The organism is Alistipes sp. An66 (genome assembly GCF_002161445.1).
In the GTDB taxonomy this organism is placed as follows: Bacteria; Bacteroidota; Bacteroidia; order Bacteroidales; family Rikenellaceae; genus Alistipes; species Alistipes cottocaccae.
This window is the reverse complement of sequence record NZ_NFHT01000013.1, coordinates 39,154-50,793: the sequence shown is the minus strand read 5'-3', so window position 1 is coordinate 50,793 and position 11,640 is coordinate 39,154. Positions and strand designations below refer to the sequence as shown.

Here is an 11,640-nt window from a genome sequence, read left to right as displayed (position 1 = left end):
CGGAACAGCGCAATAGCACGCAAACCCCGGATGGAAGGTGTTTCCATCCGGGGTTTGTCATAAGGAAGGCTCCGCGCAGCCGGGATCAATCCTGCACACAGCGGACCGTGATGCCGTAATTGACGGAAACCTCCGTTTCCACGGGATCCGCCCCGGTCTGATAACAGAGACAACGGCACTTGCCCGTCCCGGTGAGTTCGCAGCCCATCAGATACCCCGTCTCCGAATCGCCGTAGCGTTGACTCGACGCGGTGACGATGCGGAATCCGTCGCATTTCAAAAAATCGTCCGGACGCTCGGGATCGGCGGCCAGCGCCGACAACTCCTCCGTATCGGGGATGTGCCAACCGTCGGGACAGATGCCCTGCACGGGGGTCCCGTCCGCGGTCTTGCCGCCCATCGCAGCCGTACAGGCATACAACAAACCCTGCCCGGTCTCCTCCCCGAGGCCCGACTGGGGATACCAGTAATCGACCTCCTGCGTCAGCGAGGCGGGTTGACAGCGCAGATTCCCGGCCATCCAGAGCCGCCCGCCGATGCGGAGCGTGGGGTAGACGACCCCCTCGTAGACCAGATCCGGCGCTTCCTCGTCGGGGTTTTCCGGCTCATCCGGAAGATCGGGTTTCCCGGAACCGCCGAGCGACCCGCCCTCCTCCCAATCGACGATCTCGCCGGCCAGGGAGAGTTCCAGACCGTTGTCGTCGATCCGCACCGAGAGGTCGTAACGCCTGCCGCTTTCGAGCAGGGCATCGGCGACGGTCCGGGATGCGGTCCGACCGTCGGAGGTCGAGACCGTAACGGTCAGATCGCCCTGCTGCGGAACCAATATCGCCCGGTAGGAGAGACCGGGCTCGACCTCGAAGGCCTGAACCCGGGCCGGAAGGGCCCCGGGCTTCGCAACGGCCGTCGGAACCGAAAGATCCACGTCGGCGACGGTTGCAAACCCGTCGATGGCGACCTCCGTCACCGCCGCCGCGGTCGCATTGTCGATGATGATGGAGAGCCGGGTCATCAGATGGCGGAAGAGCATCGCCACCGGGGTTCCCGACGGGGAGACCTCGTGGACGACGGCCCCCAGCAGATCGGCCTCTTCGTATCCCGCACGCTGGTCCTGCAACAGCGCGAACTCCTCGGGCAGCCCCTCCGGAGAATAGGGATAACAGGCCGTCAGCGTGGCGGTCTGCTGCACGTCGTCGTACCAAAGGAGATTGTCGTCGGCAAAAACCGCCCCGTCGTAGGTCATCGGATAGTTTTGGACATAGGTTTCGGAGCCCTTCCGAATGGTCAGGCCGATCCGGTCTCCCGACTCGAAGTAGAGGCCCGACACTCGGGTCTGCATATTCGGAACGATTTCAATACGACGCGGCGTTGCCGCCTGCTTGGCACATGCCACCATGAGCCCTCCGGCCAGAAGAACGATGCCTGAAAAGGATGAATATTTCATGTTTCGGTTTATTTTATGCGACTTTCCGGCGCAAAAATAAACCTTTTCGACCGATTTTCAAGTCGGCGATCCACTTTTGTAATAGGCCGCATCGAGCCCGAGGGTGAAATTCCCGCGTCGCCGCCACGTGACGGCGGCAAGCAGACAAACCAATACGGCATTGAAAATGAAGGGGAAGCGGTCGCCGTGCGTATGGAACGGATAGCGGAAGAGATCGATCAGGAAGGGGCAGACCATCACGGCGAGATAATTCATGGCCATGACACACGACAGGGCGAACGTCGCGGGGCGGGGCGGAGCGATGGTCGCGGCCTTGTCGTAGATGACGGGCTGCATCACGCCATATCCGACACCGGCGAGCAGGGCCCCGACGGCGAGGAGCCAGCCACTGCGGAAGATCCCGAAGCAGAGCAGTCCCAATGCGACGGCGAGCAGCGAAACGAGGTTGACGTCGGCTTTCAGACGCCGGATGATGCGGTCGATGAAGAGCCCCGGGAGCATGATGGCCAGGAAGAAGAGCGAGATGAGCACCCCGGAGAACGAACTGCGGATCTTGCAGGCCTCGACAAGGAACGCGGCGTAATAGACGATGGCCAGCACGGCATAGGTGATGAAGAAGTAGAAGAGCATGAGTCCGACGAGTTTGCGGGTGTCGATACGCTTGTATCGGAGCTGGATGCTCTGGGCGGGTTCGGGGTCGGAGGGCTGCCGGCGGAGGAAAAGGGAGAGCGCGAGCGAGATGCCCGGCAGGGTATACACCAGAAAGGGGAGATGCCAGTCGACGTTGGCCAGATAGCCCGTCAGGGCGGTTGCCAGCACAAGCGTGAGGTTGTTGATCGCCGAGCTGTACCCCAGCTGGCGGACGCGGAAGTCGCCCGTGAAATACTCGACGACGAGTCCCGTGGAGAGGGGGATGACCATGCCGGCGCCGATACCGAGGATGCAGCCGGCGACGATCAGTCCGACGATGCTGCGCAGGAAGAGACACGCCACGCCGGCCAGAAAGAAGACCGTAAGTCCGGCGGCGAGGATTTTGAGTTTGCCGCGCCCTTCGGAGAGCTTTCCGGAGAGCAGCACGAAGGGGATAATGAGCAGCGAGGGGAGCGACGTGAGCATCTGGATTTCGAGGTCGGTGACCTTCGGGAAGACCCGGTTCAGGTCACCCAGAATCGGGGAGATGGCCAGTCCGGGGAGCGACGCGATGGCCGACACGGACCAGATGGCCAGCAGAACGGGAAGCGAGATGAAGCCTTTTCCGGTTTTGATTTTCATGTGCGGAGATTTTGGCATACACCCTGCAAGTGTCGTACCGAAACGGGCTCCGGACCTGTCGCCGACTGCCGGGCGGACCGTCCGGGTCTGCCGCCGATCAGTAGACCTCCTCGGGAAGGGTTTCGCCGACGGGCTGTCCGTCGATTCGGTCGCGCCACTTGACGGCGGCGTGGGTTCCGTCGCAGTAGGGTTTGTTGGCCGACTGCCCGCAGCGGCAGAGCACCATGCGGTTGCGGATCTCGTACACGCGGCCGTCCTCGCGCCGCAGCGGGATGCCGCCGCGGACCCACAAACCGCCGCTGCTGCCGATCGCCTCATCCTCGATCAGCCCCAGACTCGGTTCGAAGCGGAATTCATAAGGTTTTCCGGTCTCGCGGTCCCAGGCCGTCAGACGGCCGCCGGGGCACATCGACGCCTCACGGACGGCCAGTTTGCGCGAGGCCGGATCGTCGGAGTGTTCCGTAAGGGTCCAGACATCCCCGGCCGGGTGGCAGAAGCGTGCAAAGGTGCAATATTTCGCATTGTCGGTCAGCACGATACGTTCGCCGCGGATCTCCTCCGCCTGATCGAGCAACGCCTCGTCGGGAGCCGTGAGCGAGGGATCCCAGGCCGTCCGGGCATGCGTTCCGTCGCAGTAGGGTTTGCGTTTCGACGCCCCGCAGCGGCAGAGGGCCGTGGGTTCGGCCTCCGTCGAGAAGCGGCGCCCCTCCTGGAAATACCAGCTTTCGTTCTCCGCATCGGGCATGATGAACTGCGCAGCCAGCGGCGGACGCCCGTAGACCAGATAGGGACCCTTTTCGCTCACCGTGATGCTGAAACCTGTTGCGGCCGGATGACTTCCCGGCTCAATTTTTCGTGTCGGCATACTATACGGATTGATGATTCGTTAAAAAAGAGACACAATAATTGTTCCCGGATGCAAAATTCGCGGGGACGAACATGGAAATTATCCCGCTTTTTGGTATCTTTGCAACGATTTTGGATTCAGAAATTCGAAAATACACGATGAATATGAAACGATTCGCCGGGTGGACCTGCGCTCTTGCCGCCGCCCTTTTTCTCTCGTGCAGCGACGACGATGTGAAGGGTTCGCTCGCATTCGATACTCCGGCCGTCTTCTTCGCCGACGGCGACACGGCACCGGTAACGGTCCATTTTACGGCTTCGAATCTCAACAGTTTCTCCGTTTCCAGCACCCCGACGGGATGGGACGGTATCGTGCTGGATCCCGTGGCATGCACCGTGACGGTGACGCCCCCCGACTCGTTCGACGACGACGAGGCCAAAACCGGTTCGATCGTGTTGAGCGGCAAGGGCGGAGGCGGAGCTACGGGCTCGGCATCGCTCTTCGTGGGGGTGGTCGAGCAGAAGGAGTTCTCCGAGCGGGCCAACAGCTACATCGTCAACCAGAAAGAGACGAACTACCTGCTCGATGTCGAGCACCGCAGCGACGGCGCGACGCTCGCCACGGTGTCGGTGGAACTCATCTGGCAGAATCCGTCGAGCCTGATCCAGTACCTGTCGCTGAAAAACGGAAAGGCCTCGTTCTACGTGGGTGCGGACAGCGACGACGACACGAAAATCAAATCGGGCAACGCCGTGATCGGGGCCTACGACGCCGCCGGCAAGCTCCTTTGGAGCTGGCACATCTGGGTCGCGGACTACGATCCCTCGGTTGCCGGGAACCAGAAGATATTCAACGGCTACACGATGATGGACCGCAACCTCGGCGCACGGGCTGCGGGCAATGACTCGACCGACGACATCCTCGCCTCCTACGGACTCTACTACCAGTGGGGGCGCAAGGACCCGTTCATCGGCCCGAGCACCTACAATTTCGCCAGCGGCTCGGCGGCAACGCTCTACAACGGCAGCAACACGAGCATCACGGCAACGCCCGCGGCATCAAGCTCGTCGAACGGAACGATGGAATACGCGCAGCTCAATCCGTATATCTTCATCACCGGCGTGGAGGATTCCGACTACGACTGGCTGTGGAGCGACCACTCGGCCACGCTCTGGACGGCCCCAGGCAGCACGAAGAGCCTGTACGATCCCTGCCCGGCGGGCTGGCGCGTAGCGCCTGCGGCGGCTTTCGAGGGCCTGACGCCCGATGCGGAGAGCCTCGGCTGGGAGAACACGAAATACAGCGTCACACTGGAAAAAGAGGGCGTATCGTCGCTCTTCATGGGGGCCGGACGCCGCACCTACCTCGACGGGAAGTTCCAGAATGTCTACGTGGCCGGCTACGACCCGAAGGGCACCCGTGCCGACGAGGCACAGCCCTGGATCGGGCTCTACTGGACAGCCGACGCCCAGACCTCCGACAACCTCTCCTCGGCGCTCTATTTCCGCTACGGCAGCAGCGAGGAGGTGCAGAACGCTTACGCCCTGCGGCGCTCGACCGGACTTCCGGTCCGCTGCGTCAAGAGCGAATAAACAACCGGATATACGAAAAGGGGCGGTTCCGACGGAACCGCCCCTTTTCATGACCTCGGCACGCTGCCCGGAACGGAGGCTTTCGGCCGGACTGCCCCCGGGATCGGGAACTCCCGACGCGAAACGCGCGCTGCCCCGGGGAAAACGTCCGCGCCGCGGCGGATGGGTCAATCCTCCGCCCGCGAGGTGCGGAAATAACGCTCGAAGAAGAGCAGCTGCGAGGGGAGCGCAACGGCCCAATAGGCGGCGTTGTGCTTCCCGGGCCTCACCTGGAAATCGTGCCCGATGCCGCGTTCCAGCAACTTCTCGTGCAGGGCCGTATTCACGCCGTAGAAGAAATCCCCGTATCCGCAGTCGAAAATCAATGCCAGCTCGCCGTCGTTCAGACGGTCGACCTGCCCGATCACCGTGTGGGCGTCCCACCGTTCGGGATTCTCGTCCCGCGGCCCCAGCTGCTTCTTCATCTCCCACGAATCGGGGAACGGACGGATGTCAACCCCTCCGGCCGTCGCGCCGGCGGCGCCGAAACGCTCCCGGTGGCGCAGGGCAACCCACAGCGCACCGTGACCGCCCATGCTCAACCCCGTGATGGCGCGTCCCTCACGGCATGGCAGCGTCGGGTAGTGCGCGTCGACCCAGTCGACCAGCTCCCGCGACACGAAGGTCTCGAACTGCGAGCGGGGATCGAGCGGACTGTCCCAATACCAGCTGTTCTCACCGTCGGGACAGACGAAGATCATGCCGTGACGCTCGGCCAGGGCCCGCAGGTCGCAGATGCCGGGCCACGTGAGGTGCGAACCGCCGTAACCGTGCAGCAGGTAGAGCACCGGGTATTTCAGCCCCTCTTCGGCGCCGTCGGGCACGACGACCGCCACCGGAATGTCGCGCTGCATCTTCGGGCTGAAAACCGCCGCCGTATCAATCTTTGCGGCGGACGCCGTCACGGTCAGGAACAGAAGGAGTACAAGAATCTGCAATTTCTTCATTTTCTCATCCATTTTCCACAATCAAAAAAAGGGGCGTTCGCAACGCCCCGAAAATATCCCGACCCGGTTTTATTTTTTCTCGGGTTTGGCGATGGTCTCGCGCATCTGCGTGTCGGCCATGATGTTCTTCATCTTGTAGTAGTCCATGATGCCGAGATTTCCGTTGCGGAAGGCCTCGGCCATGGCCAGCGGCACCTCGGCTTCGGCCAGAATCACCTTCGCGCGGGCATCCTGCGCCTTGGCCTTGTTCTCCTGTTCGAGAGCCACGGCCATCGCACGCCGCTCCTCGGCCTTGGCCTGGGCGATGTTCTTGTCGGCCTGCGCCTGGTCCATCTGCAACTGCGCGCCGATGTTCTTGCCCACGTCGATGTCGGCGATGTCGATCGAGAGGATCTCGAAGGCCGTCCCGGCGTCGAGTCCCTTTTCGAGCACCACGCGCGAGATGGAGTCGGGATTTTCGAGCACGATCTTGTGCGAGTCGGCCGACCCGATCGACGAGACGATACCCTCGCCGACGCGCGCCAGCACGGTCTCCTCACCGGCGCCGCCGACCAGCTGCTTGATGTTGGCGCGCACCGTCACACGGGCCTTGGCGATGAGCTGGATGCCGTCTTTGGCCACGGCGGCCACCGGCGGCGTGTTGATCACCTTCGGGTTGACGGACATCTGCACCGCCTCGAAGACGTCGCGGCCCGCCAGGTCGATGGCCGTGGCCATCTTGAAGTCGAGCAGGATGTTGGCCTTCTGCGCCGAAACGAGGGCATGGACCACGTTGGTGACGTTTCCGCCCGCCAGATAGTGGGCTTCGAGTTCGTTGGGATTGAGTTTGAGTCCGGCCTTCGTGCTCTCGATCATCGACGAGACGATGATCGAAGGCGGGACCTTGCGCCAGCGCATCAGCACGAGTTGCAGCAGGCTGATCCTTACGCCCGACACCAGGGCCGAGAACCACAATCCCACGGGGATGAAATAGAAGACGAGCCAGATGGCGAAGAGGCTCACGAAGACGATCAGCGCGATCATTCCAACCTGTAAATCCATAAATCCGATATTTTATTTTGACAATTTTCCGATAGTTTTGTCGCCGGTCCCTCCGCATCGGGCTTCAACAGGAAAAAGCGACAGTAGCAGGGAAGCGGGACGCAGGTTCTCACCCGACCGTTTTGACGACGACGCTGAAATTCTCGAATCCGACGACCTCGACCTCCCGGTTCGGGTCGACATAGGTCCCCGTGGATTTGGCCTCGTAGACCCGTCCGCCGATTTCGACCTTTCCCATCGGAGAGAGGCGCGAAAGAGTCGTGCCGCGGTCGCCGATCCGGAGCTCCTCGGAGGGCATGACGGGCATGCTCGACGACTGGATCTCCTGTTTGAGGGAGAATCGCTGCCAGGTCTTGGCACGCAGGGAGACGACCACCGCGACGAGCGACAACAGGAGGATGACGACGATGACGAGGATGCCGGGCACGGTTCCGAGATTGCGGAAGGCGAGGTAGATCGCCCCGCCGTAGGAGGCCATGGCCAGCACGGCGCCGACCGAGACGCCGGGCAGCAGCACGAGTTCGGCCACCAGGAAGAGCAGCCCGAGCAGAACGAGCAATACGATATAGAAGAGGTCCATAAAGCGATCCGATGAGCGGTTTGGTCAGAAGTTAAAGGTAGGAAAAATTTTTCAGGGATTCGTCACTTCGACGACATTTATTTCGAGCGACCCGTCGGCCATGCGCAACGCCTCGGCCAGGCGGTCGGCCGTCGTCCGCTCGGTGAATCCCGCGACGACGAACAGCTGCTGCCCGACGCGCGAGAGCTCATGCCCGGCGGCGGTCTCGGCAATCACCTGCTTCGCGGCCTCCGGCAGGGCCTCCGCACCGGTGATCTCCACACGGTAGGTGACGTTCATCGCCTCGGGATCGCGCGAGAGGTTGCGCTCCGCGCCGTCGACCCACACCACGATCTCGGGACGCAGGAATCCGTGCTCTTTGAGGATCTTCTGCGCCGCCTCGGCCTCTTCGAGCGACGCGAAGCCGCCCGTATAGTAGCACCACTTGCCGTCGGCGTTGATCAGGTAGAAGAGCGGGTAGGCCCCGCGGAAGGTCGCGGCGGCCCGTTTGGTGTTGAACGTGCCGAGCAGGATCCGGTAGATCGTACCGTTGGCGTAGACCTTGCACTCGGGGATCGGGTTCTGATACGTGTATTTGGGCTTCGACGAGAAGGCCACGCTGTCGTAGTCGAGGAAGTAGCGCTCGGCAACCTCGACCCGCGGGAGCCGGAAATCGACGGCGGCGAGCTGTTCGGCCGCCCCGCGCAGCGAATCGCGTGCGGCATCCAGCCCCAGGACCTCCGCCACGGCGACTTCATAGTCGGCGATCACGCGCTTGCGGAGGAAATAGTCCGCCACGGCATCCGAGGCCGTCGTGCCGCTCAACCCGGTGAGCTGGCGCGATGCACGCGCGAGTTCCTCCTCCTCACGGGCGAGGATCTCCTCGCTGTTGAGTTCGTCGAGGATATAGCCGTAGGCGTAGTTCTTGTTGTCGAAGATGTAGTTCCAGACCTCGGAGAGCGAGTCGGCCAGCTGGCGGTTGATCCCTTGCAGGGCCGTCAGCCGCTCGTAGATCTCCATCGCCTCGGCCTCGGTCTGCACCGCGGCGTACGACTCGGCCAGTTCGGTCAGCGTCGCATGGTTGGCGAAATAGCGGTCCGCATAATCCCGGGCGGCGGATTCCAGCCGCTGGGCCTTGCACAATGCCGCATAGTCCGCCTCGGCAAGGTGTTCGCGGAAATAGAGGTTGTCGACCAGGTTGCGGACCTTCACGGAGTCGGGAATCGACACGACGGCTCCGTCGCCCGAAGTCGCCGGAGTCTGCACCGCCCCGTCGAGATTGGCCAGCACCCACTCCTGCTCGATGGTGTTGATCCGATCGATCAGACGCCCCTTGGCGTTGCGGATCTCGAAGATCCGGCTTTCGAGCTGCAGGATCTCCTGCGAATAGCGCTGACGCTGCACCGGATCCTCGCGCAGGCGTTCGCGCAGGACCGCCACGGCATTCACGATCGAATCCTCGCGCTCCTGCAGCCGGGCATCCTCCCGCAGCAGCGACATATACTCCTCGTTGTTCTCCAGACCGGCAATGCGGGCCTCCACCGGGGGTTGTTGGGCCAACAGACCGCCCGCCGTCAGAAAGAGCGCACCCAGCACATATATGAAATTCCTGCGAAACATAGGCTTCGGATTATCTCCACCATTTAATCAAAAAGATCTGAATCAGACCGAAAATCTCCAGACGCCCCAGCAGCATCAGCAACGTATTCGTCATTTTGAAAGCCGACGGCATCGCCGACCAGTTGTCCATCGACCCGACCTCGCCGAATCCCGGTCCCACGTTGCCCATCGAAGCGACCGACCCGGTGAAACTGGTCGTCAGGTCGACGCCGAACAAGGCCCCCGCAATCGTCCCCAACAGCAAAAACATCAGATAGGCCACGATGTAGATCATCACGGAGTGCAGCACCTCGTTGTCCTGAATGACGCCGTCCAGCCGGATGCGGATCACGGCGTTGGGATGCTGCTGGAGTTTCAGGCGCGCGCTCATCATCTTTCCGGCCAGGACCATGCGGTTGACCTTGATGCCGCCGGCCGTGGAGCCCGCACAGGCGCAGACGATCGACCCGAAGATCAGGATGATGACCGCAAACGGCGTCCAGGTGTTCGAATCGGCCGTGGCAAACCCCGAGGTGGAGACCACCGAGACGAACTGGAACATGCCGTGGCGGAACGAGGCCGAGAGCGTGGGGTAGAGGTCCGCGGCATAGAGGCTGATGGCGATGAGCAGCCCCCCGACCAACAGTATTCCGAGATACCAGCGCGTGACCTCCGAGCGGAAGATGTTGTTGCGTTTCCCGGTGACCGTAGCGTAGATCAGCCCGAAATGGATACCGGCCGCAGCCATCGTAAAGATCAGAATCGTATCGATGGCCGGGCTGTTGAAGTAGGCGACGCTGGCATTCTTGGTCGAGAAGCCGCTCGTGGCGCAGGCCGACATGGCGTGGCACAGGGCGTCGAACCAGTTCATCCCGGCCATCTTGAGCAGCACGGTCGACAGGACGGTCAGCCCGACGTAGACCACCAGCAGGATCTGGAGGGTGATCTGCGAACGGTAGCGGTAGTTGTCGCGGGCCATCGACGAGAGCTCCACGTTGGAGAGCATCATCTTGCTGCGGCCCATCGAGGGGAGGACGACCAGGGCGAACATCACCACGCCCATACCGCCGATCCAGGTCGTCGCAAAACGCCAGAACTGCAACCCGCGGGGCAGGGCCTCGACGTCATTCAGGACCGTCGAACCGGTTGTCGTAAGGCCCGAGACGCTTTCGAACCAGGCGTTGACCAGCGTGAACTCCCCGCCCCAGATCAGGTAGGGGAACATCGACACGACGCAGGCCACCAACCACGCCCCGACGACGATGCAGAAACCCTCCTTGTTGGTGATCTGCTCGCAGCGCCCCACGAAGATCAGCGGGAAGGCGCCCAGCAGGGCCGTAAGCAGCGACGACAGCAGCAGGGGATAGAATGCCGAGTCCACGCCGCTCACGTAGGAGATCCCCGCGGAGATCAGCATGAAGAGCGCCATGAACAGCATCACGACTCCGACATATCGCAGGACCACTTCGACGCGCATCGCTTCAGGCTTTGGGTTGTTTCGACTGGTTGATGAGCGTTTCGATGCGCTCCTTGAGTTCGAGGACCTCGTCCTTGAGGTCGCCCTTCACGTTGAAGGGGGTGCGGAAGGAGAGCCAGTCGCCGAGGCTCTTGTTCATGCGCACGACGGGCGACACGCAGTAGATCGACATGAAATAGTAGAGCATCAGCACGATGGCGATCATCACGGCAACGGAGATCAGCACGGGCGTCACGGCGCGGTAGGCGTTTTTCTTCATCTGCTCGGCACGCGGCGCCAGGGAGCTCTGCGTGGAGGTCATGTAGTTCTTGATGGCGGCCGTAAGACGTCCGTAGAGAGCGTCGTACTCCTCGTTGTACCACTTGATGCCCAGCGAGTCGGGGCGTTGGGGGGTCTGCGCCGCGGCGAGCGAGTCGGAGGAGCGCAGGTCGCCGAAGGCGAGGTAGTTGTCCGTGGCGAGGCGGAGTTCTGTGGTCGCGAAGGCGAGCGAATCGAGGAACGACTTGTCGAGAGCCTCGTTCTGGGCCACGAGCAGCGTATTTTCCAGCCGGTCCATGCAGACGCGGCAGAGGCTGTCTCCGGAGCGGTCGCCGAAGACCGACAGACGGATCAGCGCCACATTCTGTTCGTGAGCGGCGTCGAGCATCTCTTTGGCCAGCTCGATGTTGCGCGCATTGGCCTTGAGGATTTCACCCGTATCGCGGCTCAAATGGCCCAGTTCGAGCAGGGAGATCATTCCGGAAAAAAACAGCAGGCAGACGATGCTCAAAAATCCGACCGTCACCCGTTTACGCAAACCCGTCATACTTTACAGCGTTACTTT

10 protein-coding genes are annotated in these 11,640 nt (G+C 62.1%); 1 reads left to right on the top strand and 9 read right to left on the bottom strand.

Annotation, left to right across the window (positions count from 1 at the left end; all coding sequences use genetic code 11):
* Positions 1–85: 85 nt before the first annotated feature.
* From B5G16_RS09420 to B5G16_RS09410, 3 genes are all read right to left on the bottom strand, one after another.
* Positions 86–1,444 carry a fimbrillin family protein gene (locus B5G16_RS09420; RefSeq protein WP_087263489.1) on the bottom strand — a complete coding sequence of 453 codons (1,359 nt, stop codon included), beginning with the start codon at positions 1,442–1,444 and terminating at the stop codon, positions 86–88.
* 57 nt (positions 1,445–1,501) lie between these two features.
* Positions 1,502–2,716: an MFS transporter gene (locus tag B5G16_RS09415; protein WP_087263488.1), complete on the bottom strand. Its 1,215-nt coding sequence runs from the start codon at positions 2,714–2,716 to the stop codon at positions 1,502–1,504.
* Between the two features lie 97 nt (positions 2,717–2,813).
* Entirely contained in the window at positions 2,814–3,581 is a 768-nt protein-coding gene (locus B5G16_RS09410; RefSeq protein WP_087263487.1) for a CDGSH iron-sulfur domain-containing protein, read from the bottom strand.
* 146 nt (positions 3,582–3,727) lie between these two features.
* On the opposite strand from B5G16_RS09410, the gene B5G16_RS09405 reads away from it, so the two are divergent.
* Positions 3,728–5,155, top strand: coding sequence for a hypothetical protein (locus tag B5G16_RS09405; protein ID WP_087263486.1), 1,428 nt, complete (start codon positions 3,728–3,730; stop codon positions 5,153–5,155).
* Positions 5,156–5,322: 167 nt separating this feature from the next.
* Here the strand turns inward: B5G16_RS09405 and B5G16_RS09400 are convergent, their stop codons facing one another.
* The 6 genes from B5G16_RS09400 to B5G16_RS09375 form a co-directional block, all read right to left on the bottom strand.
* On the bottom strand, positions 5,323–6,141 hold the full coding sequence (locus tag B5G16_RS09400) for an alpha/beta hydrolase (RefSeq protein WP_087263513.1): 819 nt from the start codon (positions 6,139–6,141) through the stop codon (positions 5,323–5,325).
* A gap of 69 nt (positions 6,142–6,210) precedes the next feature.
* Entirely contained in the window at positions 6,211–7,182 is a 972-nt protein-coding gene (floA, locus tag B5G16_RS09395) for a flotillin-like protein FloA (RefSeq protein ID WP_204228073.1), read from the bottom strand.
* A 109-nt stretch (positions 7,183–7,291) separates the two neighbouring features.
* Positions 7,292–7,762 (bottom strand): NfeD family protein, encoded by a 471-nt coding sequence (locus B5G16_RS09390; RefSeq protein ID WP_087263484.1) that lies wholly within the window; start codon positions 7,760–7,762, stop codon positions 7,292–7,294.
* Between the two features lie 51 nt (positions 7,763–7,813).
* The gene (locus tag B5G16_RS09385; protein WP_087263483.1) at positions 7,814–9,361 is read right to left on the bottom strand and encodes an SPOR domain-containing protein; all 1,548 of its coding nucleotides are present in this window, start codon (positions 9,359–9,361) and stop codon (positions 7,814–7,816) included.
* Positions 9,362–9,371: 10 nt separating this feature from the next.
* Positions 9,372–10,817, bottom strand: coding sequence for a TrkH family potassium uptake protein (locus B5G16_RS09380; protein ID WP_239406067.1), 1,446 nt, complete (start codon positions 10,815–10,817; stop codon positions 9,372–9,374).
* A gap of 4 nt (positions 10,818–10,821) precedes the next feature.
* Positions 10,822–11,622, bottom strand: coding sequence for a hypothetical protein (locus B5G16_RS09375; protein WP_087263482.1), 801 nt, complete (start codon positions 11,620–11,622; stop codon positions 10,822–10,824).
* Between the last annotated feature and the right edge of the window lie 18 nt (positions 11,623–11,640).